This window comes from Brevundimonas sediminis (genome assembly GCF_048799765.1).
GTDB lineage: Bacteria > Pseudomonadota > Alphaproteobacteria > Caulobacterales > Caulobacteraceae > Brevundimonas.
The window spans coordinates 176,094-201,720 of the sequence record NZ_JBLYQK010000001.1 but is presented as its reverse complement, the minus strand read 5'-3'; the positions used below and the strand labels follow the sequence as shown (position 1 = coordinate 201,720).

The window sequence follows — 25,627 nt, the reverse complement described above, 5'->3', positions numbered from 1 at the left end:
ACCCCGCCCCCCGCACCCGGACATTCCGTCGCGCCCACTGTCACAGAACCCTGACGGACACCCGCCATAAGCGCCGCAGTTGTCCCTCCCGGAGCGCCCGTCCATGCGTCTGAACCGTCGTCACCTCATGGGAACGGGCGGCGCCGCCCTCGCCTTCTCAGGTCTGGCCCGCCATGCCGCGGCCCAGACGGCCGCAGGGGAAGAGACCTACCTCAACCAGATCCACGGCTATGGCCCGCTGAAGGAAGACCCCAACCGTCTTCTCGACCTGCCCGAGGGCTTCACCTACCAGGTCATCGCCCAGGGCGGCGACACCATGGACGACGGCCTCTTCGTCCCCGGCCAGCCGGACGGCATGGCCTGCTTCCCCCTGACCGGCTCGCAGGTCGCCCTGGTCATGAACCACGAGCTCAAGGGCTCCAGCGCCCTGCACCGGAACCTCGGCCCCGGCGGCCTGCATCAGGAACGGCTGGACCGGCTGGACGTGTCGAAGGCCTTCGACACCTACAAGGACGGCCGCCCCCTCCCCGGCGGCTGCTCGACCCTGATCTATGACCTCGCCACCCGCCGCGCCGTCAGCCACCATCTGACGCTGGCCGGCACCTCGACCAACTGCTGCGGCGGTCCCACGCCCTGGGGCAGCTGGCTGAGCTGCGAGGAAACCATCGAGACCCCCGCCGACGCCGACGTGACCCGGGCCCACGGCTGGGTCTTCGAGGTGCCCGCCTCGGCGACCGGCCCGGTCGACCCCGTGCCGCTCAAGGCCATGGGCCGCTTCGACCACGAGGCGGTCTGCATCGATCCGCGGACGGGCGTCGCCTATCTGACCGAGGATGTGAACGACAGCCTCTTCTACCGCTTCATCCCCGACGTCCCCGGCAAGCTGGTCGAGGGCGGCAAGCTTCAGGCGCTGGCGTGGAAGGGCGCGCCCTCGGCCGACACCCGCAATCAGGACGGTCAACGCAGCTGGGCCGTCGGCGACTGGCGCGAAGTCGAGTGGATCGATCTGGAGGACGTCGAGGATCCCGCCGGCGACCTGCGCATCCGCGGCCACCGCGCCGGCGCCGCCCTGATCGCCCGGGGCGAAGGCATCTGGTGGGGGGATGACGAGATGTATTTCACCGCCACCTCGGGCGGCCCGATCCGTCGCGGCCAGATCCTCCGCCTCGTCCCCGGCCTGAACGGCGCGGCCGACCGCCTTCAGCTGTTCGTCGAGAGCACGGACGAAAAGACCCTGAACATGGGCGACAACATCACGGTCGCGCCCTGGGGCCATCTGGTGGTCTGCGAGGACAACTACTCGTCCGAGATCCGCAACCACCTGAAGGGCGTCACCCCGGACGGTCAGATCTACACGATCGCCCGCAACGTCTTCCGCGGAAACTCCGAATTCGCCGGCGCCTGCTTCTCGCCCGACGGCGCGGTGCTGTTCGTCAACATCATGTACCCCGGCATGACCCTCGCCATCCGGGGCCCGTGGGAGAGTGTGCGGAGCTAGGGCTCCGGCTCCCCTCTCCATTCGCCCTCAAGGCGATGGGGAAGTGAGCCGCGCGCAGCCTCCTAGAACAGTGAACTCACCCGCGGCCCCGACACGAACAGGCGGGGCTGCGACCGGCGCACCATCCACAGGTTGATCGTCGCCAGGGCCAGCACCACGGCGGCGCCCGCCTGATGGAGCCCGCCCAGCCACATCGGCACCGCGTGGATCAGGGTGATCACGCCCAGGGCGGCCTGCAGCCACAGGGCGACCGCCACGGCGAAGGCGCTCGTCCCCAGCCCCTCGGCCAGTCGCCAGCGCCAGGCCTGCACCGCATAGACCGTGCCCCCGATCAGCAGCCCATAGGCCCACAGGCGGTGATTGAACTGCACCAGCGCCTGGTCATGCAGGAAAGCCAGGCCGCCCTTGCTCCACTCCACCGGCGGCAGGACAGCGCCGTTCATCAGCGGCCAGTCGGTATAGACGAAGCCGGCCTTGGCTCCCGCCACCAGCCCGCCCAGCAGGCACTGGATGAAGACCGCGCCCAGCAGCAGGCCGGCGCCCCGGCTCCAGCCCTCGGGCGATCGGGAATGCTCCTCCCCGTTCCAGGCCTCCAGCCCGGTCCAGATCAGACCCATGAAGATGATCAGGGCCAGCCCCAGATGGGTCGCCAGCCGCTCGGGGGCCACGTCGATCCGCTCGCTCAGCCCGCTGGTCACCATCCACCAGCCGATCAGTCCCTGCAGCCCACCCAGGGCCAGCAGGACCACGCAGCGCCCGATCAGCCGCCGCGGCAGCTTCCGGAACGCAAGGAAGATCAGGAAGGGCGCGGCGAAGACGCCGCCGATCAGCCGCCCCAGAACCCGATGGAACCACTCCCAGAAGAAGATGCCCTTGAACTCGTCCAGGCTCATCCCGGCATTGACCTGCTGGTACTGCGGGATGGCCTTGTACTTCTCGAAGGCCTCCATCCAGTCGGCGTGACTGAACGGCGGCAGCGCGCCCATGATCGGCTTCCACTCGGTGATCGACAGGCCCGAGCCCGTCAGGCGGGTCACGCCGCCGACGACGACCATGGCGAACACCATCGCCGCCACCAGCCAGAGCCAGATCGCCACCGACCGGCTCTGATCCCTTCCGCCAAAACGCTTCATTCGACGCCTGCCGTTCCGAACGTTACACTGCCCGACACGAAACTCGCCGCGTCCGGACCTGTGCGGTATGCCCGTGCACGAAGGCGAGAGCGAGTCGCTTTTCGGCGCATCGTCGCCGCATGGGGAGAGGCCGTTTGCAACACGCCGATATCGTCACCGCCCTCGTGGCCGCCTTCGCCCTGGCCTGGCTGGCGGATCTGCTGACCGGCCGCAGGGGCCTGTTCGCCACCTCGCTGGTCTCGGGCACGGGCGCGGTCGCCGGCGCCTTCCTCGCGGTGCGGGTGTTCGGGGCCTACACCATGGACGAATGGGGCTGGGTCCTGTGGTCCCTGATCGGTTCGGTGATCGCCCTGGTCGCCTTCTTCCTCTTCCGCAGCAAACGCTGATGAACGGCAGCACGCGACGGTTCATCGCCATGCTGGGCGTTCTGGCCTTCCTGGTCTTCTGGATCTGGGGCGTCATCGCCCTGCGCGGCCTGTTCAGGCCCGGCATGCTACTGGACCTGCTCTTCTTCGCCATCGGCGGCATCGGCTGGGGCGTGCCCCTCTACCCGCTGTTCAAATGGGCCGAGAGCGGCAAGGACTGACGCCCCGCTCAGGAGCGGGGATCGATCACGGCGCAGGTCGAGTGGCCCAATTGCAAAGGGGCCGTCCGAAGACGACCCCTTCAACCAACCGATTTTCTTTCGAAAATGGTCGGAGCGACAGGATTCGAACCTGCGACCCCTTGACCCCCAGTCAAGTGCGCTACCAGGCTGCGCCACGCTCCGAGAGGCGCTCCCTATAGACGGCGTCGCGCGTCGCGCAAACCCAAAAAAGCAGCTGTCACGCCGATCGCGAAAGCGCCGCCTCCAGACGCGCCTTGGCGCCCTCCAGCTGGGCCAGCACCTGACGCAGGCGGACCGTGGAGACGGGCGCGGTCGTCGACGGGGCGACCGCCGGCGCGGGGGAGGCCTCGATCGCGACGCCCTCGGGCTCGAAGCTGACCACGCCCTCCGGGTCGCCCCAGGCGGCGATCCGCTTGATCCCCTGTTCCTTGTACAGCCGCTGCACGCCCTTGATGGTCATGCCCTCGTCGTGCAGCAGCCGCTTCACGGCCTTGAGCACCACCAGGTCCTGCGGCCGGTAGAAGCGTCGGCCGCCCGCCCGCTTCAGCGGCGAAACGAAGGTGAACTTTGTCTCCCAGAAGCGCAGGACATGCTGGGGCGCGCCGATTTCATCGGCGGCCTCCGAGATCGTCCGGAACGCGTTCGGGCTCTTGGCCATGCCGCGGATCAGGCGTCCACGACGGCGTCGTGCACCCGGCCCTTCATGATCTGGGAGGCGCGGAAGCTGATGACCCGACGCGGGTTGATCGCCGCCGGCTCGCCCGTCTTCGGATTGCGGCCCATGCGGGCGCGCTTCTCACGCACCTGGAACACGCCGAAGCCGGACAGTTTCACGGTCTCGCCGCGCTCCAGCGACTCGACGATCAGCTCCAGGGTCCGTTCGACCATGGTCGAGCATTCCTGGCGCGACAGTCCCACCTCTTCGTGGACGGCCTCGCAAAGATCGGCGCGGGTCAGGGTCTGCGTCACTCACTCCCCCTCAATCGTCAGTGCGGGGTCCATAAAAGGGCAAGCGTCGTCAAATGGAAAGCCGAAATCGCGTTACAGACGAATCGCGCAGGCGCCCCAGGTCAGACCGCCGCCCATCGCTTCCATCACCACCAGATCGCCGCGCTTGATCCGGCCGTCCCTGATAGCGGCGTCCAGGGCGAGCGGGATCGAGGCGGCCGAGGTGTTGGCGTGCAGGGCCACCGTCGAGATGACCTTGTTCTCATCCAGCCCCAGACGCTCGCCGACGCCGCGGATGATGCGCTGATTGGCCTGATGGGGCACGAACCAGTCCACGTCGGGCACCGTGATCCCCGAGGCGTCGCAGGCGGCGGTGATGGCTTCGGCGATGTTGATGACCGCATGGCGGAACACCTGGTTGCCGGCCATGCGCAGGTGGCCGACCGTTCCGGTCGTCGCCGGACCGCCGTCCACATAGAGAAGATCGGTCTTCGACCCGTCGCAACGCAGCGCGAAGCCCAGCAGGCCGGTGTCGGCCTTGGTCCCCTGCCCTTCGCGCGGCTCGACCACCAGCGCCCCGGCGCCGTCGCCGAACAGCACGCAGGTCGTGCGGTCCGTCCAGTCCATTAGCCGGGTCATTTCCTCGGCGCCGATGACCAGGGCGCATTTGGCCAGGCCGCGGGCCACGAAGCCGTCGGCGACGCTCAGCGCATAGACGAAACCCGAGCAGACAGCCTGGACGTCGAAGGCGATGCCCACCGGCGCGCCCAGCTTGCGCTGGACGATCGAGGCCGTCGCCGGGAAGGTCATGTCGGGCGTGGTGGTCGCGACGATGATCAGATCGACGTCGGCCGCCGACTTCCCGGCGTCGATCAGGGCGCGCTTCGCCGCCTCGACCGCCAGATCGCTGGTCGGCTGATCGTCCCGCGCCTTGTGGCGCTGCTTGATCCCGGTGCGTTCCTGGATCCACTCGTCGGAGGTGTCGACGGTGACAGCAAGGTCGGCGTTGGTGACGACCTGCTCCGGAAGGTAGGAACCGACGCCGGTGACGGCGCTGCGGATGACGCTCACTGGGAAGACTCCTTGGCCGTGTCCGCATCCGGTGCGGGCGGCTGTTCAAGCACCGTGGTCAGGCGCTGCAGCTTGGCGCCGACCTTGGTCATATAGTCGCTGCGGGCCAGATCGACGGCGATGCGAATGGCCGCGCCGAACCCGTCGGGCGTCGCGCCGCCGTGGCTCTTCACCACAATGCCGTTCAGGCCCAGCAGAGGGCCGCCGTTGATGGCGTTCGGGTCGATCCGGGCGCTCATCCGCTTCAGCGCCGCATAGGCCAGGGCCGCGCCGGCCTTGGCCAGCAGGCTGGACGTCAGCGCATCCCGGGTCAGTCCGCCGATGAATTTGGCGACGCCTTCGGCCGTCTTCAGGGCGATGTTGCCGGTGAAGCCGTCGGTGACGACCACATCGACCGTTCCCTTGGCGATGTCGTCGCCCTCGACAAAGCCGTGATAGCTCAGGCCGAGGCCGCCCTCGCGGAGCAGCCGGGCCGCCTCGCGGACCTCCTCGTGGCCCTTCATGTCCTCCGAGCCGACGTTCAGAACGCCGACCGTCGGCCGGGCGACGCCGTGGACCGCGGTCATGAAGGCCTCGCCCATGATGGCGAACTCGACCAGTTGGGCCGCGTCGCTCTCGACATTGGCGCCGACGTCCAGAACCGCCGTGACGCCGCGCTTCGTCGGCCAGCTGGCGACGATGGCGGGACGCTCCAGCCCCGGCGCGGACATGCGCAGGATCAGCTTGGAGATGGCCATCAGGGCGCCGGTATTGCCCGCGGACACGACCGCGGCCGCCTCACCGGTCTTCACGGCCTCGATCGCATTCCAGAGACTGGAGCCCTTGCCCCGACGCATCGCCGTGGCCGGCTTCTCGTCCATGGACACGACCTTGTCGGTGTGTCGGACCTCGAACAGGTCATCCGGCAGGCCGCAACGGGTGATCTCGGCGCGAATCGCGGCCTCGTCGCCGTTCAGCAGAAAGCGAACGCCGTCTCCGCCATGCCGTTTCCGGTATTCGGCAATGCCGCCGACCACGACCGGCGGGCCGTGATCCCCGCCCATGGCGTCAAGCGAGATCAGAACTGGGGAAGGCAAGCCGCTACGACTCCGTCGCGCCGGAAGCCTCGGCGCTGGTCAGGCGCGACGATAGCGCCGCGCGGAGGGGATGCAACCGGGCGGACGCGGCGTCAACCTTCGTCGGACGGGCGAAGCGTCTTCAGAACGGCGAAGGGCGAGATTTCGGCGGGCTCCGGCGGCTGCACAAACTCGGCGCCGGGCTTGCGCGGGAACGGGTCCAGCCGCAGCGCCAGTTGCTCGACGACGTACTGCCCCAGATCGATCTGGCCGTCCTCGACCACGTCCGGCGATTCGTCCTCCAGGGTGATGACGATCTCGTCGCTCTCCTCATCGACCGGCTCGGCGAGATGGACGACGAATCCGTCGTCGATGCTCAGGGGCAGCGGCTCCAGGGTGATTCCACAGGTCTGGGCCAGCTCCGCGCGCACCCGGCCGGCCAGGGTCCAGCCGGTCGCCGTGGGCGTCAGATCGACGTCGGCCTCGACGGCCTGCAGCGACGCCAGGTCCAGCGCCCTGGCGATACGGCGCAGGGCCTCGACGTCCGGCTTCAGGGTGCGCTTCACCCCCGTGCCGATCTGGTGAAGGCGAACAGGCTCGCTGTAGGGCAGTTCGGGAACGGTCATGCCTTCACCTCCGCCCAGTCGGGGGCCGTCATCACGTCACCCAGCGATTGGGCCGCCAGCCGCGCCCGGCTGTCCAGGGCGTAGGCCGCCAGGGCCGCGCCGTCCGTCGTCGCCTCGCTTTCCAGCACATTGCGCGCCAGGCGTTCAGCCAGCAGACCGGCGTCCGCCGCCTTCAGCGGGGCTTCATACGCCGACATCCGGCCATAGAGGGACTCGCCCAGCTTGCGCATCTTCTTGCCCACCGACACGTCGCCGACGCCGAGCTCGCGCAGGGTGTGGTCCAGCGCCGAAACATAGGTGTCGAACAGTTGCTGGCCGGCGTCCGCGCCCTGCTCGGTCCCCTCCTCCTTCAGGCGAAGGGTCAGCAACAGCATGTGCAGGGTGTACAGCTCGAAGCGGGCGTCGATCCGGTCGGCGACCCCGAGCGTGGTGTAGAAGCGCGGATTGCGCGCCTGACGCACGACCTGTTCATACAGGCCGTCGCCGACACGTTCGCGTCGCAGGGATCGGAGAAGATTCTGAAGCATGTTTCACGGCCCCTTTTCCGCCGCGCCGTTGAACTAAGGCTCGGCTCCGGTTAGGTCAAAGACCTTGTTTTGTCGCAGGCGCCGCCAATGCTCCGTTCGAAGCTTCTCCTCGCCGCCGTTTCGGCCACCATCCTGACCGCCGGATGCGCTCCCGTCGTGGGCCAGAACGGCTTCCAGGCCATTGATGCGCGGCCGACCGACATCGTCGCCGGCACGGACACCCGTGAAACGGTCCTGACCAAGCTGGGCTCGCCGTCGACCACCTCGGCCTTCGAGAGCGACACCATCTGGTACTACGTCAGCCAGGTGACCGAGAAATACACCTACAACGTCGCCCGCGTGACCCAGCGCAGCGTGACCGAGATCACCTTCAACGACGCCGGCCAGGTCGCCAGCGTCCGGACCCTCGGCCTCGCGGACGGCGAGACGATCGCGATGAACGGGCGCGAGACCCCGACGCGCGGCCGCCAGCTGACCATTCTCGAACAGCTGCTCGGCAACGTGGCGCGCGGCCAGCTGCCGCGCACCGAGGAAGACGTCCCCGGACAACGCCGCCCGGACTAGGATTTCGGGCCCGACGGAAGCTGAAAGGCCCCGGAGAGCGATCTCCGGGGCCTTTCTTGTTGGAGGCGTGGGAAGTGATTGACGGTTGGCGGCTGAAGGCTCCCGGCGACCTGCGGCGCTCTTCCGTTGGACCCAGCTCCGCCCCCCCGTCACCGGTCACCGTCCTGCTCCGGGAGGCAAAAGGGCGACGCCGTTTCCGGCGCCGCCCTCAAGCTCGATGCAACAGTCCGATCAGCCGATCTTGCCGCTCGCCAGCACCGCCAGCAGAAGCAGGGCGACGATGTTGGTGATCTTGATCATCGGGTTCACCGCCGGACCGGAGGTGTCCTTGTAGGGGTCGCCCACCGTATCGCCGGTGACCGACGCCTTGTGCGCCTCCGAGCCCTTGCCGTGGACGACGCCGTTCTTGTCGGTGAAGCCCTCTTCAATGACCTTCTTGGCGTTGTCCCAGGCCCCGCCGCCGGAGGTCATCGAGATGGCCACGAACAGGCCGGTCACGATCACGCCCATCAGCATGGCGCCCAGGGCGGCGAAGGCGTTGGCCTTCTCCGGCTGGATGAACAGGATGACCGTGAACAGCACGATCGGCGACAGCACCGGCAGCAGCGACGGCACGATCATCTCCCGGATCGCCGCGCTGGTCAGGATGTCGACGGCCTTGCCGTACTCGGGCTTGACCTGACCGGTCATGATGCCCGGGTTCTCCCGGAACTGGCGACGCACCTCGGCCACGACCGATTCCGCGGCCCGACCGACCGCGGTCATCGACAGCCCCCCGAACAGGAAGGGCAGAAGCCCCCCGAACAGCAGGCCGACGACGACATAGGGGTTGGACAGGTCGAAGGTGACCGTCCCCATGCCCTCGAAGAAGGTCCCCGCCGCCTGGGCAGGCTCGGAGAAGAACTTCAGGTCCTCGGTATAGGCGGCGAACAACACCAGGGCGCCGAGCCCGGCCGAACCGATGGCATAGCCCTTGGTCACGGCCTTGGTCGTGTTGCCCACGGCGTCCAGCGCGTCGGTCGAGTGCCGGACTTCCGGCGGCAGACCGGCCATCTCGGCGATCCCGCCCGCGTTGTCCGTCACCGGACCGAAGGCGTCCAGCGCCACGATCATCCCCGCCACGCCCAGCATGGTCGTGGTGGCGATGGCGATGCCGAACAGGCCGGCCAGCTGATAGGTGACGACGATGCCGACGATGATGGTCAGCGCCGGCAGGGCGGTGGACTCGAGGGACATGGCCAGGCCCTGGATGACGTTGGTGCCGTGTCCGGACACCGAGGCGTTGGCCACCGACTTCACCGGCCGGAAGCCCGTGCCGGTGTAGTACTCCGTGATCACCACGATCGCGGCGGTGACCACCAGGCCCACCACGCCGGACCAGAACAGCGACATCGAGCTGATGACCAGTCCGCCGGAGGTGGTGACGCTGGCCGGCGCGATCTGGTCAATGATCCACCAGACCGCCCCGACCGACAGCACGCCGGTGACGATCAGCCCCTGGTACAGGGCGCCCATGATGTTGTTCGACTTGCCCAGACGGACAAAGAAGCTGCCGATGATCGAGGTGACGATGCAGATGGCGCAGATGGCCAGCGGCAGCAGCATCATGGCCCCGACATAGTCGGTCCCGCGGAAGAAGATGGCGGCCAGCACCATCGTCGCCACCGTGGTCACCGCATAGGTCTCGAACAGGTCGGCGGCCATGCCGGCGCAGTCGCCGACGTTGTCGCCCACATTGTCGGCGATGGTGGCGGCGTTGCGGGGGTCATCCTCGGGGATGCCCGCCTCGACCTTGCCCACCATGTCGCCGCCGACATCGGCGCCCTTGGTGAAGATGCCGCCGCCCAGACGGGCGAAGATGGAGATCAGCGAGGCGCCGAAGCCCAGGGCGACCAGACCATCGATGACGTGACGGTCGGTGGCGTCCATGCCCAGCCCCAGAGTCATGAAGGCATAGTAGCCCGCCACGCCCAGCAGGGCGCCGCCGGCCACGAACATCCCGGTGATGGCGCCCGAGCGGAAGGCGAGATCCAGCCCCTTCGACAGGCCCTCCGACGCCGCCTGCGCGGTGCGGACGTTGGCCCGGACCGAGATCAGCATGCCGGCGAAGCCGGCGGCCCCGGACAGGACCGCGCCGATCAGGAAACCGATCGCGGCCCACGGGCCGATCAGCAGCCAGGCGGCGATCAGGATGACGACCCCGACGATGCCGATGGTCGTGTACTGGCGGCGCAGATAGGCGGAGGCCCCCTCCTGGATGGCCGCCGCAATTTCACGCATGCGGTCGTTGCCGGTGGGAGCTTTCATCAAGGCGGCCGTCTGGATCGCTCCGTAGAGAATCCCCAGACCGCCTGCGGCTATGACAAGCCACAGATAGTTAGACATGGCGTTTCCAAACCCTGTGTGTAGGGCGCCCGGACCCTTGGCGCGGCGGGCGTTTTCGCCTCTCTCCGCCTTCCGGTCCCCCCGTGCGCGAACGGTCGCCTCAAGGGCGACCCTTGGGGATAACGGATGGAAGCCTGCCAAATGCGTCGGAGTGACGCAACGGGGTAAGGTGAACGTTGTTAGCTTGCGCGAAGCCCGGTCCGCCAGCGCGGAGCCTGGCTGATGATCTCGACCCGGCGGACCGAGCCGCGGCCGCAGATCGAGCCGGCGGCGCGGATCAGGCTGGCCGACATGGCGGCGCCGTCGATCCGGGTCCAGTCATCGGCGACGGTGAAGGGGGTGCGGTGCGCGGCGCGGACCAGGGCGTCCCGGAGATAGGCTTCCTTGCCCCGCATCGACTCCACCGTGGCCGAACCGCCGAGGTGGAGGCGCATCGAGACGAAGACGTAGTTCCGCAGCCGCCCCTCCGCGATCACCGGCAGGCCGACGCCCGAGATGTTCACCGACGGCGCTGAATCCGGCGCGTCCTCGGAGGCCACGGCGGTCGACGCCGCGGCGGCGGCGGGCATGACGGCGGCGGCAGTGAGGAGGTCGCGACGGCGCATGCTCGGGCTTTAGCAGCCACGCCTTGAGATTTCGTTGCGTCGCGGCGGATCAGCGGTGGCTGAAGCCCGGGGTGGCGATCTCGACCGGCTTCCCGCCATGCCGGACCGTGACGCCGCGCCCCTCCGTCACCCGGCCGATGCAGGTCAGCCAGATATGGCGGCGTTCCGCCTCCCGCCGCAGGGCGGCCTCATCCCGCGCCGGGGCGGTGAAGGCGATTTCATAGTCGTCGCCGCCGGTCGCCAGACGGACCAGGGCCGCTTCCTCGTCCACGCGGGTCGAGAACCAGGCCTGCCCGGCCGGCGACAGGGGCGTGACCTCCAGGTCGATGTCCAGCCCCACCTCACTCGCCTCGGCGATATGGCCCAGATCCGCGATCAGGCCGTCGGAGACATCGAGGGCGGCGGTCGCCGTCTCGCGGATCACCTCGGAGAAGGTCAGCCGGGGCGTGGGCGCGCGGTAGTGGTCCACCAGCGCCGCAAGCCGCTCGGGCGCCAGCACCAGCTTCTCCTGCGCCGCCTGCAGGCCCAGCCAGCCGTCGCCGATGAAGCCGGTCACGAACACCAGGTCCCCCGGCCGGGCGCCGGCCCGGCCCACGGTCCGCCCCCTGGGCGTCCAGCCCATCAGGGTGGCCGAGAAGGTCGCGGGCCCGGGCGTCACAACGGTGTCGCCGCCCAGAAGGGAGACGCCGAACGTCTTCTGGTCCCGGGCCAGCCCCTCGACGAACAACTGGCGCTCGGGCCAGCCGCAGCGCTCGGACCAGCCGCACGCCAGCAGATAGCCGAACGGCTCTGCGCCCTTGGCCGCGAGATCCGACAGGTTCACCCGCAGCAGCTTCTGGGCCACCGTGTCGAGCGGATCGGTCGGCAGGAAATGGACGCCTTCGACGATGGCGTCCTTGGTCAGGACCAGATCATGGCCGGGGTGGCCGGGCAGGACCGCGACGTCGTCACGAAGCTCCCGGCCCCACTCGGGATGGGCCAGGGGCGCGAACAGCCGCCGGATCGTCTCGAACTCACCGGCGACGTCGATCGCGGGCATGCGGGCTAGCCGCGGACGTCCCGGGCGACGCCGTCCAGCGCCGCATTGACGAATTTGGCCTCCGAGTCGTCGAAGAAGGCCTTCGCCAGCTCGACATACTCGTCGATGATGATCTCCTTGGGCACGTCACGGCTGGCCGTGAGCTCCCAGACGCCGGCGCGCAGCAGGGCGCGCAGGGTCGAGTCGAGACGCTCCATCCGCCAGTTGGACGCCAGACGGGCCTTCACGGCCTCGTCGATCTCGCGCTGCTGCCCCACCACACCGCGAACGATGTCGGCGAAATAGCCTTCATCCGCCTCGGCGAGGGGCTGGCCCTCGATATCGGCGTCGAAGCGATGGTTCGAGAACTCGGTGATGACGGTGTCGACCCCCTCCCCGGCCAGCTCCATCTGGTAGAGCGCCTGGACGGCGGCGAGGCGGGCGACGGTGCGGGCCCGACGCTGACGCGAGGTCAGGGCCGGCTCGGCGCGGGACTTTTCGGCCTCGGCGAGTTGCTCGAGGACGGATTTGAGGCTGTTCGGTTCGGTCACGCGCCCAGTCCTACGCGCAGGCGCTTGCGCAAGGCAATGAGGTCGAGCGCGGCGCGGGCGGCGCCGCCGCCCTTGTCGCCCTCGCTGCGGCGGGCGCGGGCCCAGGCCTGGTCCTCATCCTCGGTGGTGAGGATGCCGTTGCCGATGGCCAGCCCCTTGAGTCCCAGCTGGGTGATTCCGGCGGCCGACTGATCCGACACGATCTCGAAATGATAGGTCTCACCGCGGATCACCGTCCCCAGCGCGACATAGCCGTCGTAGCGCGGAGCGGTCGGGAAACGGCCGGCCTCCTCGGCCATGGCGATCACGGTCGGCACTTCGAGCGCGCCCGGAACCGAGACCACATCGAACTCGACGCCTTGCGCGCGCAGGACGTCCGTCGCCCCGTCCAGCAGGGCGTCGGCCAGTTCATCATAGAAACGCGCCTCGACGACGAGAACGCGGGTGGGGGTCGTTACGATTGGTCTTCTCCATCCATGTCGCGCCAGCCGACGATGCGCAGGCCGTAGCCGTCAAGCGCGGTGGGATTGGGGCGGGTCGAGCTCATCACGATCATGTCGCGCACGCCGAGGTCCAGCAGGATCTGGGCGCCGACGCCGTAGTTGCGCAGCGACCGGTCGACGGCTTTCGGCTTTTCGACCCCGGCCAGACGCTCGGCCAGACCCTGCAGGTCCGGGTCGCGCAGGAAGACGGTGACGCCCGCCCCGTCATGGCCGCTGATCGCCTTGAGCGCCTGCGGGATATAGCTCTGACGCGCCTCGACGTGGCCCAGCAGATCGGCGGCGAAATCCACCTGATGCATGCGCACCAGGGTCGGCTTGCCCGGCTCGATCTTGCCATGGACGAGGGCGACGTGCTCGTTCCCCTCGATGGTGTTCCTGTAGAGCATCAGCCGGAACGGACCGCCGTGGACGCTCTCGAAGGGCGTATCCATGACCCGTTCGACGAACCGTTCGGTGCGGCGGCGATAGGCGATCAGGTCGGCGATGGTGCCGATCTTCAGTCCGTGCAGCTGGGCGAAGGCGATCAGGTCCGGCATGCGGGCCATCTCGCCGTCGTCCTTGATGATCTCGCAGATCACGGCGGCCGGGGTCAGGCCGGCCATGCGGCTGATGTCCACCGAGGCCTCGGTGTGACCGGCGCGGACCAGAACGCCGCCGTCGCGGGCGACCAGCGGGAAGATATGGCCGGGCGTGACGATGTCGTCGACCGTCCTTGTGGGGTCCGTGGCGACCTGGATGGTGCGCGAGCGGTCCGCGGCCGAGATGCCGGTGGTGACGCCGTCCTTCGCCTCGATCGAGACGGTGAAGGCGGTCTTCATGCTCTCGCGGTTGTCGGCGGCCATCGGGGGCAGGCGCAGCTGGCGGGCGCGGTCGCCGGTCAGGGCGAGGCAGACCAGGCCGCGGGCCTGTTTGATCATGAAGTTGATCTGGTCCGGCGTGGCGAACTGGGCCGGAATGATGATGTCGCCCTCGTTCTCGCGATCCTCGGCGTCGACGAGGATGTAGGGCTTGCCGTTGCGGGCGTCCTCGAGGATGTCCTCGATGGGGCTGATCGGGCTGTCATTCATGTTTGCGGCTGCCGTTTGCATCAGGCCGTCTCCTGCCACCGCGCGAGGTATCGCGCCAGCATGTCAATCTCGAGATTCACGGCCTCGCCGGCTTTCAGGCCGCCGAGCGTGGTCGCGTCCCACGTATGGGGAATGATGTTGAGGCCGAAAACCTGACCCTCGACCGCGTTCACGGTCAGGGAAACGCCGTCGACCGTGATCGAGCCCTTGGGCGCGATGAAGCGGTGCAACGGGGCCGGCGCTTCGATCTCGATGCGGTGCGAGCCGCCTTCCGGTGTGATCGAGACCACCTTGCCGAGCCCGTCGACATGGCCCGAGACGATGTGGCCGCCCAGTTCGTCGCCCAGTTTGGCGGCGCGCTCCAGATTGACCCGATGGCCTTCGGCCCAGTCGCCGAGATTGGTCTTCGACAGGGTCTCGCCTGAAACCTCGACCGCGAACCAGCCGGGCCCTTTTTCGGTGACGGTGAGGCAGCAGCCCGCGTGGCTGATGGAGGCGCCCAGATCGATGGTCGCCGTGTCCCAGGCCGTCTCGACCTCATAGCGGCGGTCGCGGGCGGTCTGCTCGACCTTCCGGACACGGCCGATGTCGGTGACGATTCCGGTGAACATTCAGGCGGCCTTGGGCGAAAAAAACAGAGTACGGTGAGTCCGGTCAGTCCGACCCGGGCGAAACATCGTAGCGTTCCCACAGATCGTCGCCGACCGGTTCGACGGACAGACGCCGGAACTTGGGGGCGTCGGCCAGCTTCGCAAGGGTCAGGGCGGCCACGCAGGGCAATCCGTCACCGCCCAGGAGGATCGGCGCCCGGAACCAATCGATCCGGTTCACCAGACCGGCGCGCAGGAAGGCGGCGGCGACCTGCCCTCCCCCTTCGATCAGCACGGACGCCGCGCCGGCCTTGGCAATGGCGGCCAGAGCGGCGACGGGTGACGGCCGGCCGTCCTCGGCCGCGACGCCCTCGACACGGGCGGTTCCGACAGGCGCGGGCTCCGACACGGTGAGAATCAGGGTGTCGCCGGACGCCACCTTCGCCGTCGCGGGCGTGCGCAGGGTGCTGTCCAGCACCACGCGCAGGGGCTGGTCCACCGGACGGCCCGGCAGGCGGGCGGTCAGTTCGGGATCATCCGCCAGAACGGTGCCGACGCCGACGAGGATGGCGTCATGGGCGGCGCGCAGGCGATGGCCTTCCAGCCGCGCCGCCTCGCCGGTGATCCATTTCGACTCGCCCGAGCCGGTCGCGATCCGCCCGTCGAGGGAGGTCGCGAGTTTAAGGGTGACGGACGGGCGCATCAGCGGCCGCCGGTCTCGTCGTCCAGACCCTCATCGCCGAGGAAGCGGGCGAAATCGCCGGTGTGGCGGAAGTCCTTGTAGACCGAGGCGTAGCGGACGTAGGCCACCTCATCCACCGACTTCAGGGCCTTCATGATGAAGTCGCCGACGGTCGAGGACTGGATCTCGGTCTCGCCCAGGCTTTCCAACTGGCGGGTGATCCGGCTGACCAGCTGTTCGATCTGCTCGGGCTGGACCGGACGCTTGCGCAGGGCGATGCCCAGCGAACGCTCCAGCTTGTCCCGGTCGAACGGCGTGCGGCGGCCGTTGCGCTTGAGGATGACCAGCTCGCGCAGCTGGACCCGCTCGAAGGTCGTGAAGCGCCCGTTGCACTGCGGGCAGGACCGGCGGCGACGGATGGCCGCGCCGTCATCCGACGGTCGGCTGTCCTTCACCTGGGTGTCCGGGTTTCCGCAGAAGGGGCACTTCATGTGCGTCTTATCCGTAGATCGGGAAGCGGGCGGTCAGTTCACGCACCTGGGCGGCGACCGAGGCGACCACGGCCGGATCGGCCTCGTCCCCGCCGTTCATCGAGGACACCACGTCGGCGATCCAGTGGCCGATCTGCTCGAACTCGGCCACGCCGAAGCCGCGCGTCGTGCCCGCCGGGGTGCCGAGGCGGACGCCCGAGGTGACGGTGAAGGGCGCGGTGTCGAACGGCACGCCGTTCTTGTTGCAGGTCATCAGGGCCGCCTCAAGCTGGTGCTCGGTGGCCTTGCCGGTGACGCCCTTGGGCCGCAGGTCGACCAGCATCAGGTGGCTGTCGGTGCCGCCCGAGACGATGGCCAGGCCGCGGTCGATCAGCACGGCCGACAGGGCCCGGGCGTTCTTCACGACCTGCTGGGCGTAGAGCTTGAACTCGGGCTTGAGCGCTTCACCGAAGGCGACGGCCTTGGCGGCGATGACATGCTCCAGCGGGCCGCCCTGCAGGCCGGGGAAGACCGCCGAGTTGATCTTCTTGCCCAGGTCGGCGTCGCGCGACAGGATCATGCCGCCGCGCGGACCGCGCAGGGTCTTGTGGGTCGTGGTGGTGACGACGTCGGCGTAGGGGATCGGGTCCGGATAGACGCCGCCGGCGATCAGGCCCGCATAGTGGGCCATGTCGACCATGAGGTACGCGCCGACGCTGTCCGCGATCTCGCGGAAGCGCTTGAAATCAATCTGGCGGCTGTAAGCCGAGGCGCCGGCCAGGATCAGCTTGGGCTTCTCACGCTCGGCCATCTCGGCGACGTGGTCATAGTCGATGAGGTGGGTGTCCTCAGTGACCTTGTAGGTCACGGGGCGGAACCACTTGCCCGACTGGTTGGCCGGCGAACCGTGGGTCAGGTGGCCGCCGCAGGCCAGGTCCATGCCCAGGAAGGTGTCGCCCGGCTGCAGCAGGGTGAAGAAGACGGCCTGGTTGGCCTGGGCGCCCGAGTGCGGCTGGACGTTGGCGAAGGCCGCGCCGAACAGTTCCTTGGCGCGCTCGCGGGCCAGGTCCTCGGTGACGTCCACATACTCGCAGCCGCCGTAGTAGCGGCGCCCCGGATAGCCCTCGGCGTATTTGTTGGTCAGGACGGACCCTTGCGCGTCCAGCACCGCCTTCGAGACGATGTTCTCGGACGCGATCAGCTCGATCTGCTCCTGCTGACGGCCCAGCTCACCCTGGATGCCCTTGAAGATATCCGGATCGGCGTCGGCGAGGGACTTGGAGAAGTAGTCGGCGTGGGTGAAGGCGGTCACTGGGAATCCCCGGAATTTGGCGGCGCTCCATTTAGGCCCGTGAGGGGGCAACCACAACATCTTGTGGTCAGGGGGCCAGAGTAACCGTCATTCACCCGGACTATCGCGTGGCCAGCGTCCGCTTCAGCTTGGCCAGGGCGACCCGCTTGAGACCTTCCGGCTCATTGACGGGGCCCATGGCCGAGACCTCGCGTCCGGTGGCGACGTGGATGGCCGAGCATTTCAGCCAGGGGCCGTTGCGGGTCAGTTCGAAGATGACCTCGCCCGGATCGTCGCTCATGCCCCTGCCCTTTCGTTCGGCCGCAGTGTGAAGGGCCGGCGCGGCCCGTCAACCGCGCAGCTGCCAGACCCCGGCGGGCGTCGGGCGGAGGGAGCCGAAATCCGGGACCTCGAGGGCGGCGATCTGCGTCAGGCGGGTGCGCGGCAGGCTGGCCCGCCCGGGGTCGCCGATCAGGACCGACAGCCCCGCGTCCCGGCACCGTTGCAGGAAGGGCAAGCTCCGGCGGGCCAGGGCGCGGCTGTAGAAGACGTCCCCGGCCAGCACGACCTCGACGGCGGGCGGCGCGCCGTCCAGCAGGTCGGCGCACAGGGTCTCGACCGCGACGCCGTTGGCCTCGGCGTTCAGCTGCGTGGCGCCGAGGGCGTGCGGGTCGATGTCCACGGCGAGGACGGAGGCGGCGCCCGCCTTCAGGGCCGCGATTCCGACCAGCCCCGACCCGCAGCCGAGGTCGAGCACGCGACGGCCCGCGACGGCTTCCGGATGAGCCCTGAGCCAGACCACCAGCGCGGCGCCCCCGCCCCAGGCGTACGCCCAGTAGGGCGCGGGCGCGTCCTCACCGGCGGACAGCCGGTCCAGCCCGCTGGTCGCATGGGCCGTGTACAGGCGGATGTCCGGCCGGGCGGGCGCGGGCGTCAGGGTCAGATTGTCGAGGATGAAGCGCCGGACAGCGCCTTCGTCAGCCTCAGGCCGCGGCAGGGCGGCGGACCACGTTGCAGTGGGTCCAGAGCGCGTCCATCGCCTTGACCAGATCGTCCATCATCGCGTCGGTGTGGTTCGGCGACGGGGTGAAGCGCAGGCGCTCCGTGCCCTTGGGGACGGTCGGATAGTTGATCGGCTGGACGTAGACCCCGTGCTGCTCGAGCAGCATGTCCGAGATCATCTTGCAGTGGACCGGGTTGCCCACGTGCACCGGCACGATGTGGCTGACCGAGTCCATGACCGGAATACCGGCGGCGGCGAAGCGGGCCTTCAGGGCGGCGGCGCGCTCCTGATGGGCTTCGCGCAGTTCCGGGTGGGCCTTGAGGTGACGCACCGAAGCCAGGGCGCCGGCGGTCAGGGCGGGCGGCAGGCTGGTGGTGAAGATGAAGCCCGAGGCCCAGCTGCGGATGGCGTCGACGATCACGCTGTCAGCGGCGATATAGCCGCCCATGACGCCGATGGCCTTGCCCAGGGTGCACTCGATGATGTCGATGTCGGCCAGCACGCCGTCACGCTCGGCCACGCCCGCGCCGGTCTGGCCGTAGAGGCCGACGGCGTGGACTTCGTCCAGATAGGTCAGGGCGTTGTACTTCTTCGCCAGGGCGATGGTGCCGGCCAGGTCGGCGATGTCGCCGTCCATCGAATAGACGCTCTCGAAGGCGATCAGCTTGGGCGCATCAGCGGGCGCGGCCTTGAGCAGGGCTTCGAGGTGTTCGAGGTCGTTGTGCGCGAAGATGTGCCGCTCGCCGCCGCCGTGGCGGATGCCCGCGATCATCGAGGCGTGGTTCAGCGAGTCGGAGAAGGTGATCAGGCCCGGCAGGATCTTCTGCAGGGTGGACAGCGCGGCCTCGTTGGCGACGTAGCCCGAGGTGAAGAGCAGCGCGGCTTCCTTCTGGTGCCAGCTGGCCAGCTCGGCTTCCAGGTCCACGGCGGAGCGCGTCGTGCCCGAGATGTTGCGGGTGCCGCCGGCGCCGGCGCCGACCTGATCGATCTCGACCTGCATGGCCTCCAGCACCGCCGGATGCTGGCCCATGCCGAGGTAGTCGTTCGAGCACCAGACCACGACGTCCTGCTCGGTTCCGTCCTCGCGGCGACGCTTCGCCAGCGGGAACTGACCGCGCACGCGCTTGAGGTCGGCGAAGACGCGGTAACGTCCCTCGCCCTTCACCTGCTCAACGGCGGTCTCGAAAGCGGCCTTGTAGTCGAACAACCCTGCGGCTCGTCTGGTCTTTGGCAATTGGCGCGTATGTGCGCCCCCAACCGGCGAAAGTCTATCCGACAGCCGGGTTAAATCGCCGCAACCCGCGAATTGATAACGGTTCTCAGAACTGTTCGTGCGCATGAGCCAGCATCGGCGAACAGATCCTCCCGCGCCTTGAGATGGATCAAGCCTTCGGCAGCTCGTCCAGCTTGCCGCGCAGCATCTGGAGGATGGCCGAGAAGTCGCGGTCGCCGTAGCCGAGGCCGTTGAACATCTGGAACAGGGCTTCGGTCTGGGCGCCCAGCGGGGTCGAGGCGCCGGACTTGGCGGCGGCGTCCTGGGCCAGCTTCAGGTCCTTCAGCATCATGGCGGCGGCGAAACCGCCGTCATAGTTGCGGTTGGACGGGGCGGTCGGCACCGGGCCGGGCCAGGGGTAGTAGGTCGTGGTCGACCAGCTCTGGCCCGAGGACTTGGCGACGATGTCGAACATCTTGACCGGGTCGAGGCCCAGCTTCTCGGCCAGACCGATGGCCTCGCAGGTGCCCAGCATGGTGATGCCGAGGATCATGTTGTTGCAGATCTTGGCCGCCTGCCCCGCCCCGTGGTCGCCGGCGCGGAAGGTGGCGCGGCTCATGGGCTCCAGCGCCGCCTCGATGCGGGCGAACTCCGGCTCGTCGCAACCGACCATGAAGGCCAGCGTCCCGGCGTCCGCCGCCATGGTGCCGCCCGAGACCGGGGCGTCGGCGAAGGCGTAGCCCGCCTCCTTCGCCAAACCCGCGACCTTGCGGGCCGTGTCGACGTCGATGGTCGAGCAGTCCAGCAGCAGGGCCGAGGACGGCGCGGCGCCGATGATCTGCTCCGAATAGACCTTCAGCACGTGCGGCCCGGCGGGCAGCATGGTGATGACGATGTCGGCGCCCTTCACCGCCTCGGCGACCGAGGCGACCGGGGTGCAGCCCGCGGCGGCGGCGCGGTCCAGCGCGGCCTGCGACAGGTCGAAGGCCAGCACCGTGTGCCCGGCCTTGGCCTGATTGGCGGCCATGCCCCCGCCCATGTTGCCCAGACCGATGAAGGCGATGGTGGTGGTCATGGCGCGTCTCCCTTTGATTTTGAGGGAGGGTTAGCGGGGGTCGGCGTGGAAGGCCAGCGCCGCCGTCAGTCCGGCTTGCGGAACCGCAGGGTGAACTGGCTGGTGTGGCCCCGGATCGAGGCGTCGAAGACGTTGGCGGTGCGCGGGTCGTCGTCGTTCCACAGGGCCGCGGCCGCGCCGGCGAACTCGAACCCGGCGGCCTCGACCTCACGAATGACCGTACTCTCGTCGATCCGGTGCAGGGTCTGGGCCACCGACAGGTCGGACCCGTCGACCGCGTGGTGGTCGATGATCACGTAGGAGCCGCCCGGCTTCAGGGCCGCGAAGACCGCCGCATTGACCTTCGCCGCCGTGTCAGCGGGGAAGGGCTGGAGGTGCAGGTCGTGATAGTTCTGGGCGGTAAAGACCAGATCAAGCCCCGCCGGGAAGACCGGGGCGCCGATAGGGCTGTGAACCCCTTCCACATTCGGCAGGGCGTCGGCGGTCGTCAGGGCCTCGCCGTAGGAGGCCTGGAAGCCGATGAACTCGTCCGGTTGCCAGGCCGTGACATGGCCCTCGGGGCCGACGGCGGCGGAGAAGATGCGGGTGAAATAGCCGCCGCCGATGATCATGTCGGCGACCTTCCAGCCCGGGCGGACGCCGGCGAAGTCAACGATCAGCGCCGTCTGTCGGGCCTCGTCGCGGGCCCGGTCCTCATCCGTGCGGATCGGCGAGGCCAGAACGGCGGCGTAGTCGGGGCCGCCGGCGGACGGAAGGGTGCGCACCGGGGTCGGGATCGGCACGGCCTGCTGCGCGAGGGCCGGACCGGTCAGGCCGAGCGCCGCGACCGCGGCGAGGATCAGGGAACGACGCATGGGCTTTCCTCCTGTGATCCCCGTCTCAGCGGGGCTTGCGGAACCGGTAGACGAAGCGGTCGGTGCGACCCCGGATCGAGGCGTCGAAGACGCTCAGGCTGTGGTCGTCGGACGGGACGCGAACAGCGCTGGATTCGCCGTCGAAGACGAAGCCCGCGGCCTCGACCTGACGCCGCAGCTCGGCGGCCTCGATGCGGTGGAGGCTGCCCGACACGGAGATGCCCGCGCCGTCGGCGGCCTGGTGGTCCAGAATGACGTACAGCCCGCCCGGCTTCAGCACCTCGAACACCCGGCGGTTCATGGCCGCCACGTCCACGCCGAACCGGGGGATGGTGAAGTCGTGGTACTCCTCGCCCATGAAGACCACGTCCAGCGGCTGGTCGAAGGTCATGGTCTCCAGCTGGCCGGTGACGCGGCTGGTGTTGGAATAGGTCGAGGCCAGGGTGTCGGCGAAGGCATTCTCGCGGCCCGCCGTCTGGTTCGGCACGAAGGCGTAGACATGGCCGCCGGCGCCGACGACGGGGGCGAACAGACGGGTGAAATAGCCCTCCTCGGGCCGGATGTCGGCGACGGCGTGGCCCGGCTGGAGGTTCATCAGGGCCAGCATGTCGGCGGGCTTGCGCAGCGGGTCGCGAGCGACCTCCTCCGGCAGGCGGCGGTCGTCGGACAGGGCGGCGGCATAGCGCGCTTCAGCCGTCTGACCCGCAGCCGCCGGCGCAGCATGAACCACCGTCCGCTCCGTCGTGTCGCTGGCGATGATGATACAGCCCGACAGGGCGACGGCGCAGGCGACGACGGCGGCGGTTCTCAGCATGAATGACCCCTCAATGGCGCGGCGCAGGCTACGCCTCGCGACGCCCGATGCAAGGGCGTCGCGCGATCAGGGCAGCGGCGTCCAGGCCTCGCCCTCGGGCAGCGGCGCGAACAGGGCGTCCAGGCTCGCATCCGTGACGCCCGACAGATCAGCGGGGGACCATTTCGGCGCATTGTCCTTGTCGACGATGACCGCGCGCACGCCCTCCTGGAAGTCGTGGGTCGAGACCACGCGGCCGCCCAGGGCGAACTCCATCGCCATGTTGTCGGCGAAGCTGTCCATCTTCGCGCCCAGCCGCATCTGACGCAGCGACACCTTCAGAGATTGGGGCGATTTGGTCCTGAGAATCGCCAGCTGGGCCAGCGCCCACTCCGAACCGTCAGCCTCCAGGGCGGCGAAGATCTCCTCGACCGTGTCGAAGGCGAACAGGCGGTCGATGGCCTCCAGATGGGCCTCGATCGGGGCCTCGCCCGGATCATCCTCCAGCCCGTCGGCGACGTCGATCGGATAGGCCGGGTCGGCGGACAGGATGGCGCGGAAGGCCTCCAGCGCATCGGTCGGCAGATAGTGGGTGTGAATGCCCAGGAAGACGGTGTCCGCCGCCTTCAGCCGCGCGCCGGTCAGGGCCAGCCAGACGCCGGTCTGCCCCGGCAGGCGCGGCAGGAACCAGCCGCCGCCCACATCCGGGAACAGGCCGATTCCCGTCTCCGGCATGGCGTAGGTGGTGCGCTCGGTGGCGATGCGGACGGTGGCGGGCTCGGAGATGCCCACGCCGCCGCCCATGACGATGCCGTCCACGATCGCGGTGACCGGCTTGGGATAGTCAAACAACAGGTGGTTGAGCTGGTATTCGGTGCGGAAGAAGGCCCTGGCCTCCGACGCATCCCCTGCCCCGCTCTCGGCGATCATGCGGATGTCGCCGCCGGCGCAGAAGCCGCGCTCGCCCGAGTGATCGATCAGGACGGATTTCACCGTCTCATCCTCTCGCCACGCCAGCAGGGCCGCGATCATGGCGTCGCACATCGGCTTGTTCAGCGCGTGCAGGGCCTTGGGCCGGTTTAGGGTGATGATCCCGACGCCGGAGGAGACGCGGGTGAGGATTTCGGCTTCGTCGGTCATGCGCCGGGATTAGCCGCGAAGATCGAAGACGGGAAGCCCGGCGGCGGTCGCGGCGGCGAGAAGCTCACCGTCACGAGACACGACCGCCGCATCCTGTTCCATGGCCAGCCAGAGGTAACCGGCGTCAAATAGACTCAGGCCCCGGCTGGCCGCGATATGGGCCAAGGCCTGAACACCCTCACGCCCAACCGGAGGCGCTGATACAATCTTGAAGCTGTCGAGAACGGCGAAGGCGCCCGAAAGATCGAAATCCGGTTCACGACGGGTCTGGCGGACAAGCAGATTTCCTATCTCCCATTGGAAAACATGAGGCGCGGTGAGTTCGAAAGTCTCGATGCGATCCAGCAAATCCATGGCGGACGGCGTCGCCTGCGAGGCAAGCAGCCAAGATGCCGCCGCCGAGGCGTCAACGACCAGCTTCGTCACGCGCAATCGCTTTCAGTTGCTCCCACGAGAGAGAGGCCCATTCGGGATCCGGCGCCTGCTTCTCCCGGAAGGCCCGCGCGCGCTCGGCCACACTCGGGGCGCTGGACTGACGCGCGGCAGGCTCGGGCGACAGTCGGGCTATGGCCTTGCCATGACGCGTGATGACGATTACCTCACCGGTCGCCTCCACATTATCGAGGAGGGCCGAGAGGTTGGTCTTGGCTTCGAGAACGCCGACGGTGCGCATGAGAATGTCCTGACCAGATTTCTGGTCAGAATAGCACTCTTTGAAAGCAATGGCGACCACCGCGACCCAAAGGTCAGCTCCCCGGCCTCAGCCTGACCAGCTTGCGGGCGATCTCCAGATTGCGCCCCTCAGGCTGCGGACACTGCATGTGTTCATCACTGGCCCAAGCGAGGTAGGCCGCGACCTCTTCAGCAGTTTCGCGTCTCATCACCTTGCCGATGACGGGCCAGACGTAGGCGTCGTACTCGTCGTTCGGCCCCCAATCGAATACTCCGATGGGGTCCCAGTCGCGCCAGAGAATCTCATGCACCGCCACACCAAGCGGATGCTTGAAACGCTTTGCGACTGGCAGTTCGGTCTTCACTGCCGCATCATCTCCCGCGCGGTGATCACGCGCATGATCTCGTTGGTGCCTTCGAGGATGCGGTGGACGCGCAGGTCGCGGACGATGCGCTCGAGCGGATAGTCCTTCAGATAGCCGTAGCCGCCGTGCAGCTGCAGGGCCTCGTCGGCGATCTGGAAGCAGGCGTCGGTGGTGAACCGCTTGGCCATGGCGCACCATTTGGTCTTTTCCGGGTGACCGGTGTCGATGGCCCAGGCCCCACGCAGGACCATCAGGCGGCAGGCGTCCAGCTGGGTGGCCATGTCGGCCAGCTTGAACTGGGTGTTCTGGAACTCGGCCAGGGCCTTGCCGAACTGCTTGCGGGTCGAGACGTAGTCCTGCGCCGTTTCGAGGGCCAGGCGGGCGCCGCCCAGCGAGCAGGCGGCGATGTTCAGGCGGCCGCCGTCCAGCCCCATCATGGCGTAGCGGAAGCCGTCGCCCTCCTTGCCGAGCAGGTTCTCCGCCGGGATGCGGCAGTCGTCGAAGCTGACGATGGCGGTGGGCTGGGCGTTCCAGCCCATCTTCTTCTCCTGGGCGCCGAACGACAGGCCCGGCGTGCCGAGGTCCACCACGAAGGCCGAGATGCCCCTGGCGCCCGGCTCGCCCGTACGGGCCATGACCACATAGACGTCCGAGGTCCCGGCGCCCGAGATGAAGGCCTTGGAGCCGTTCAGGACGTAGTGGTCGCCGTCACGCACCGCCGTGGTGCGCATGGCGGCGGCGTCGGAGCCCGAACCCGGCTCGGTCAGGCAGTAGCTGGCGATCTTCTCCATCGTCACCAGCGACGGCACATAGCGGGCGCGCAGCTCCGCCGAGCCGAAGCTGTCGATCATCCAGGTCGCCATGTTGTGGATCGAGATGAAGGCGGCGGTGGAGACGTCGCCGCGCGACAGCTCCTCGAAGATCAGCGCCGCCTCGACGCGGCCAAGGGCCATGCCGCCGTGCTCCTCGCCCGTATAGATGCCGCAGAAGCCCATCTCGGCGGCGTGTCGCATGACGTCGACCGGGAAGGTTTTGGTCTCGTCCCACTCGGCGCTGTGCGGGGCCAGTTCAGCCTCGGCGAAGGCGCGGGCGGCGTCCTGGATGGCGCGCTGGTCGTCGGTGAGGGCGAAGTCCATGTGTGTTTCCTCAAGTCTGTCGGCCTCTGACGGGCCGGTTCGCGCCGCTTCTAGCCGAACCCCTCAGCCGTGGGGAGAGGCAGCGGCCCGGTCGTCCGGAGAGCCGCGGAGTGAAGCGTGCTCGTGGATAGTGAGTGGCCACAGCGTCAGCCTCGGACGCATCCGCTCACCATTCACGAGCACGC

32 protein-coding genes and 1 tRNA gene are annotated in these 25,627 nt (G+C 68.5%); 4 read left to right on the top strand and 29 right to left on the bottom strand.

Annotated elements, in window-relative coordinates; all coding sequences use genetic code 11:
- Positions 1-103: 103 nt before the first annotated feature.
- Positions 104-1,498: an alkaline phosphatase PhoX gene (locus ACLQ7T_RS01065; protein WP_420477722.1), complete on the top strand. Its 1,395-nt coding sequence runs from the start codon at positions 104-106 to the stop codon at positions 1,496-1,498.
- Between the two features lie 62 nt (positions 1,499-1,560).
- On the opposite strand, the gene ACLQ7T_RS01060 is transcribed toward ACLQ7T_RS01065, so the two are convergent.
- Positions 1,561-2,631 carry a COX15/CtaA family protein gene (locus tag ACLQ7T_RS01060; RefSeq protein ID WP_420477721.1) on the bottom strand — a complete coding sequence of 357 codons (1,071 nt, stop codon included), beginning with the start codon at positions 2,629-2,631 and terminating at the stop codon, positions 1,561-1,563.
- Positions 2,632-2,765: 134 nt separating this feature from the next.
- Here ACLQ7T_RS01060 and ACLQ7T_RS01055 point away from each other — a divergent pair, with 134 nt between their 5' ends.
- Both ACLQ7T_RS01055 and ACLQ7T_RS01050 read left to right on the top strand, forming a co-directional pair.
- Positions 2,766-3,017, top strand: coding sequence for a transglycosylase (locus ACLQ7T_RS01055; protein ID WP_420469810.1), 252 nt, complete (start codon positions 2,766-2,768; stop codon positions 3,015-3,017).
- Positions 3,017-3,217 (top strand): DUF2842 domain-containing protein, encoded by a 201-nt coding sequence (locus tag ACLQ7T_RS01050; protein ID WP_420477720.1) that lies wholly within the window; start codon positions 3,017-3,019, stop codon positions 3,215-3,217. Before ACLQ7T_RS01055 ends, ACLQ7T_RS01050 begins: the two co-directional genes overlap by 1 nt.
- 106 nt (positions 3,218-3,323) lie before the next feature.
- On the opposite strand, the gene ACLQ7T_RS01045 is transcribed toward ACLQ7T_RS01050, so the two are convergent.
- The 7 genes from ACLQ7T_RS01045 to ACLQ7T_RS01015 all read right to left on the bottom strand — a co-directional run bounded on the left by ACLQ7T_RS01045 (position 3,324) and on the right by ACLQ7T_RS01015 (position 7,465).
- Positions 3,324-3,400, bottom strand: a tRNA-Pro gene (locus tag ACLQ7T_RS01045).
- 55 nt (positions 3,401-3,455) lie between these two features.
- Positions 3,456-3,896: a MerR family transcriptional regulator gene (locus ACLQ7T_RS01040; RefSeq protein ID WP_420477719.1), complete on the bottom strand. Its 441-nt coding sequence runs from the start codon at positions 3,894-3,896 to the stop codon at positions 3,456-3,458.
- Between the two features lie 8 nt (positions 3,897-3,904).
- Positions 3,905-4,207, bottom strand: coding sequence for an integration host factor subunit alpha (locus ACLQ7T_RS01035; RefSeq protein WP_420469813.1), 303 nt, complete (start codon positions 4,205-4,207; stop codon positions 3,905-3,907).
- Positions 4,208-4,279: 72 nt separating this feature from the next.
- A complete protein-coding gene (locus tag ACLQ7T_RS01030; protein ID WP_420477718.1) occupies positions 4,280-5,257 on the bottom strand; it encodes a beta-ketoacyl-ACP synthase III in 978 nt (325 codons plus the stop codon).
- On the bottom strand, positions 5,254-6,333 hold the full coding sequence (gene plsX / locus ACLQ7T_RS01025; protein WP_420477717.1) for a phosphate acyltransferase PlsX: 1,080 nt from the start codon (positions 6,331-6,333) through the stop codon (positions 5,254-5,256). Before plsX ends, ACLQ7T_RS01030 begins: the two co-directional genes overlap by 4 nt.
- Positions 6,334-6,425: 92 nt before the next feature.
- Positions 6,426-6,938, bottom strand: coding sequence for a YceD family protein (locus ACLQ7T_RS01020; RefSeq protein WP_420477716.1), 513 nt, complete (start codon positions 6,936-6,938; stop codon positions 6,426-6,428).
- On the bottom strand, positions 6,935-7,465 hold the full coding sequence (locus ACLQ7T_RS01015; RefSeq protein WP_420477715.1) for a ubiquinol-cytochrome C chaperone family protein: 531 nt from the start codon (positions 7,463-7,465) through the stop codon (positions 6,935-6,937). Before ACLQ7T_RS01015 ends, ACLQ7T_RS01020 begins: the two co-directional genes overlap by 4 nt.
- Before the next feature lie 87 nt (positions 7,466-7,552).
- On the opposite strand from ACLQ7T_RS01015, the gene ACLQ7T_RS01010 reads away from it, so the two are divergent.
- On the top strand, positions 7,553-8,029 hold the full coding sequence (locus tag ACLQ7T_RS01010; protein ID WP_420477714.1) for an outer membrane protein assembly factor BamE: 477 nt from the start codon (positions 7,553-7,555) through the stop codon (positions 8,027-8,029).
- 231 nt (positions 8,030-8,260) lie between these two features.
- Here ACLQ7T_RS01010 and ACLQ7T_RS01005 read toward each other — a convergent pair whose 3' ends face one another.
- From ACLQ7T_RS01005 to ACLQ7T_RS00905, 21 genes are all read right to left on the bottom strand, one after another.
- Positions 8,261-10,414: a sodium-translocating pyrophosphatase gene (locus ACLQ7T_RS01005; protein WP_420477713.1), complete on the bottom strand. Its 2,154-nt coding sequence runs from the start codon at positions 10,412-10,414 to the stop codon at positions 8,261-8,263.
- Between the two features lie 179 nt (positions 10,415-10,593).
- Positions 10,594-11,019, bottom strand: coding sequence for a hypothetical protein (locus tag ACLQ7T_RS01000; protein WP_420477712.1), 426 nt, complete (start codon positions 11,017-11,019; stop codon positions 10,594-10,596).
- A 49-nt stretch (positions 11,020-11,068) separates the two neighbouring features.
- Positions 11,069-12,058, bottom strand: coding sequence for a thiamine-phosphate kinase (gene thiL / locus ACLQ7T_RS00995; protein WP_420477711.1), 990 nt, complete (start codon positions 12,056-12,058; stop codon positions 11,069-11,071).
- Between the two features lie 5 nt (positions 12,059-12,063).
- Complete coding sequence (gene nusB, locus ACLQ7T_RS00990; protein WP_420469822.1) at positions 12,064-12,588, bottom strand: transcription antitermination factor NusB; 525 nt, start codon at positions 12,586-12,588, stop codon at positions 12,064-12,066.
- Entirely contained in the window at positions 12,585-13,049 is a 465-nt protein-coding gene (gene ribH / locus ACLQ7T_RS00985; RefSeq protein ID WP_420477797.1) for a 6,7-dimethyl-8-ribityllumazine synthase, read from the bottom strand. Before ribH ends, nusB begins: the two co-directional genes overlap by 4 nt.
- The gene (gene ribB / locus ACLQ7T_RS00980; protein WP_420469823.1) at positions 13,043-14,179 is read right to left on the bottom strand and encodes a 3,4-dihydroxy-2-butanone-4-phosphate synthase; all 1,137 of its coding nucleotides are present in this window, start codon (positions 14,177-14,179) and stop codon (positions 13,043-13,045) included. Before ribB ends, ribH begins: the two co-directional genes overlap by 7 nt.
- Positions 14,179-14,769 carry a riboflavin synthase gene (locus tag ACLQ7T_RS00975; protein ID WP_420477710.1) on the bottom strand — a complete coding sequence of 197 codons (591 nt, stop codon included), beginning with the start codon at positions 14,767-14,769 and terminating at the stop codon, positions 14,179-14,181. The genes ribB and ACLQ7T_RS00975 overlap by 1 nt, the downstream gene beginning before the upstream one ends.
- A gap of 43 nt (positions 14,770-14,812) precedes the next feature.
- Positions 14,813-15,451: a RibD family protein gene (locus ACLQ7T_RS00970; RefSeq protein WP_420477709.1), complete on the bottom strand. Its 639-nt coding sequence runs from the start codon at positions 15,449-15,451 to the stop codon at positions 14,813-14,815.
- Positions 15,451-15,921, bottom strand: a complete 471-nt coding sequence (gene nrdR / locus ACLQ7T_RS00965) for a transcriptional regulator NrdR (RefSeq protein WP_420469826.1) — start codon at positions 15,919-15,921, stop codon at positions 15,451-15,453. The genes ACLQ7T_RS00970 and nrdR overlap by 1 nt, the downstream gene beginning before the upstream one ends.
- Before the next feature lie 7 nt (positions 15,922-15,928).
- Positions 15,929-17,212, bottom strand: a complete 1,284-nt coding sequence (gene glyA / locus ACLQ7T_RS00960) for a serine hydroxymethyltransferase (RefSeq protein ID WP_420477708.1) — start codon at positions 17,210-17,212, stop codon at positions 15,929-15,931.
- A 100-nt stretch (positions 17,213-17,312) separates the two neighbouring features.
- Positions 17,313-17,492, bottom strand: a complete 180-nt coding sequence (locus ACLQ7T_RS00955; RefSeq protein WP_420477707.1) for a DUF6898 family protein — start codon at positions 17,490-17,492, stop codon at positions 17,313-17,315.
- Between the two features lie 48 nt (positions 17,493-17,540).
- Positions 17,541-18,059 carry a class I SAM-dependent methyltransferase gene (locus ACLQ7T_RS00950; protein ID WP_420477796.1) on the bottom strand — a complete coding sequence of 173 codons (519 nt, stop codon included), beginning with the start codon at positions 18,057-18,059 and terminating at the stop codon, positions 17,541-17,543.
- Positions 18,060-18,174: 115 nt separating this feature from the next.
- Positions 18,175-19,401, bottom strand: coding sequence for a 5-aminolevulinate synthase (hemA, locus tag ACLQ7T_RS00945; protein WP_420477706.1), 1,227 nt, complete (start codon positions 19,399-19,401; stop codon positions 18,175-18,177).
- A 175-nt stretch (positions 19,402-19,576) separates the two neighbouring features.
- Entirely contained in the window at positions 19,577-20,500 is a 924-nt protein-coding gene (gene mmsB / locus ACLQ7T_RS00940) for a 3-hydroxyisobutyrate dehydrogenase (RefSeq protein ID WP_420477795.1), read from the bottom strand.
- Positions 20,501-20,547: 47 nt separating this feature from the next.
- The gene (locus ACLQ7T_RS00935; protein WP_420477705.1) at positions 20,548-21,336 is read right to left on the bottom strand and encodes a class I SAM-dependent methyltransferase; all 789 of its coding nucleotides are present in this window, start codon (positions 21,334-21,336) and stop codon (positions 20,548-20,550) included.
- A 25-nt stretch (positions 21,337-21,361) separates the two neighbouring features.
- Positions 21,362-22,150 (bottom strand): class I SAM-dependent methyltransferase, encoded by a 789-nt coding sequence (locus ACLQ7T_RS00930; protein ID WP_420477704.1) that lies wholly within the window; start codon positions 22,148-22,150, stop codon positions 21,362-21,364.
- A 66-nt stretch (positions 22,151-22,216) separates the two neighbouring features.
- Positions 22,217-23,269 (bottom strand): enoyl-CoA hydratase/isomerase family protein, encoded by a 1,053-nt coding sequence (locus ACLQ7T_RS00925; protein ID WP_420477703.1) that lies wholly within the window; start codon positions 23,267-23,269, stop codon positions 22,217-22,219.
- 9 nt (positions 23,270-23,278) lie between these two features.
- On the bottom strand, positions 23,279-23,695 hold the full coding sequence (locus tag ACLQ7T_RS00920; RefSeq protein WP_420477702.1) for a PIN domain-containing protein: 417 nt from the start codon (positions 23,693-23,695) through the stop codon (positions 23,279-23,281).
- Positions 23,676-23,942 (bottom strand): type II toxin-antitoxin system Phd/YefM family antitoxin, encoded by a 267-nt coding sequence (locus ACLQ7T_RS00915; RefSeq protein WP_420477701.1) that lies wholly within the window; start codon positions 23,940-23,942, stop codon positions 23,676-23,678. Before ACLQ7T_RS00915 ends, ACLQ7T_RS00920 begins: the two co-directional genes overlap by 20 nt.
- 73 nt (positions 23,943-24,015) lie before the next feature.
- Positions 24,016-24,306 carry a hypothetical protein gene (locus ACLQ7T_RS00910; protein WP_420477700.1) on the bottom strand — a complete coding sequence of 97 codons (291 nt, stop codon included), beginning with the start codon at positions 24,304-24,306 and terminating at the stop codon, positions 24,016-24,018.
- Complete coding sequence (locus ACLQ7T_RS00905; protein WP_420477699.1) at positions 24,303-25,442, bottom strand: isobutyryl-CoA dehydrogenase; 1,140 nt, start codon at positions 25,440-25,442, stop codon at positions 24,303-24,305. Before ACLQ7T_RS00905 ends, ACLQ7T_RS00910 begins: the two co-directional genes overlap by 4 nt.
- Between the last annotated feature and the right edge of the window lie 185 nt (positions 25,443-25,627).

What these genes read in the sequence shown, in the direction of transcription:
- ACLQ7T_RS01065 (WP_420477722.1), top strand. Translation starts at nt 104, where the DNA reads ATGCGTCTGAACCGTCGTCACCTCATGGGAACGGGCGGCGCCGCCCTC.
- ACLQ7T_RS01060 (WP_420477721.1), bottom strand. Translation starts at nt 2,631, where the DNA reads ATGAAGCGTTTTGGCGGAAGGGATCAGAGCCGGTCGGTGGCGATCTGG.
- ACLQ7T_RS01050 (WP_420477720.1), top strand. Translation starts at nt 3,017, where the DNA reads ATGAACGGCAGCACGCGACGGTTCATCGCCATGCTGGGCGTTCTGGCC.
- ACLQ7T_RS01040 (WP_420477719.1), bottom strand. Translation starts at nt 3,896, where the DNA reads ATGGCCAAGAGCCCGAACGCGTTCCGGACGATCTCGGAGGCCGCCGAT.
- ACLQ7T_RS01020 (WP_420477716.1), bottom strand. Translation starts at nt 6,938, where the DNA reads ATGACCGTTCCCGAACTGCCCTACAGCGAGCCTGTTCGCCTTCACCAG.
- ACLQ7T_RS01015 (WP_420477715.1), bottom strand. Translation starts at nt 7,465, where the DNA reads ATGCTTCAGAATCTTCTCCGATCCCTGCGACGCGAACGTGTCGGCGAC.
- ACLQ7T_RS01010 (WP_420477714.1), top strand. Translation starts at nt 7,553, where the DNA reads ATGCTCCGTTCGAAGCTTCTCCTCGCCGCCGTTTCGGCCACCATCCTG.
- ACLQ7T_RS01005 (WP_420477713.1), bottom strand. Translation starts at nt 10,414, where the DNA reads ATGTCTAACTATCTGTGGCTTGTCATAGCCGCAGGCGGTCTGGGGATT.
- ACLQ7T_RS01000 (WP_420477712.1), bottom strand. Translation starts at nt 11,019, where the DNA reads ATGCGCCGTCGCGACCTCCTCACTGCCGCCGCCGTCATGCCCGCCGCC.
- thiL (WP_420477711.1), bottom strand. Translation starts at nt 12,058, where the DNA reads ATGCCCGCGATCGACGTCGCCGGTGAGTTCGAGACGATCCGGCGGCTG.
- ribB (WP_420469823.1), bottom strand. Translation starts at nt 14,179, where the DNA reads ATGCAAACGGCAGCCGCAAACATGAATGACAGCCCGATCAGCCCCATC.
- ACLQ7T_RS00975 (WP_420477710.1), bottom strand. Translation starts at nt 14,769, where the DNA reads ATGTTCACCGGAATCGTCACCGACATCGGCCGTGTCCGGAAGGTCGAG.
- ACLQ7T_RS00970 (WP_420477709.1), bottom strand. Translation starts at nt 15,451, where the DNA reads ATGCGCCCGTCCGTCACCCTTAAACTCGCGACCTCCCTCGACGGGCGG.
- nrdR (WP_420469826.1), bottom strand. Translation starts at nt 15,921, where the DNA reads ATGAAGTGCCCCTTCTGCGGAAACCCGGACACCCAGGTGAAGGACAGC.
- ACLQ7T_RS00955 (WP_420477707.1), bottom strand. Translation starts at nt 17,492, where the DNA reads ATGAGCGACGATCCGGGCGAGGTCATCTTCGAACTGACCCGCAACGGC.
- ACLQ7T_RS00935 (WP_420477705.1), bottom strand. Translation starts at nt 21,336, where the DNA reads ATGCGTCGTTCCCTGATCCTCGCCGCGGTCGCGGCGCTCGGCCTGACC.
- ACLQ7T_RS00930 (WP_420477704.1), bottom strand. Translation starts at nt 22,150, where the DNA reads ATGCTGAGAACCGCCGCCGTCGTCGCCTGCGCCGTCGCCCTGTCGGGC.
- ACLQ7T_RS00925 (WP_420477703.1), bottom strand. Translation starts at nt 23,269, where the DNA reads ATGACCGACGAAGCCGAAATCCTCACCCGCGTCTCCTCCGGCGTCGGG.
- ACLQ7T_RS00915 (WP_420477701.1), bottom strand. Translation starts at nt 23,942, where the DNA reads ATGCGCACCGTCGGCGTTCTCGAAGCCAAGACCAACCTCTCGGCCCTC.
- ACLQ7T_RS00905 (WP_420477699.1), bottom strand. Translation starts at nt 25,442, where the DNA reads ATGGACTTCGCCCTCACCGACGACCAGCGCGCCATCCAGGACGCCGCC.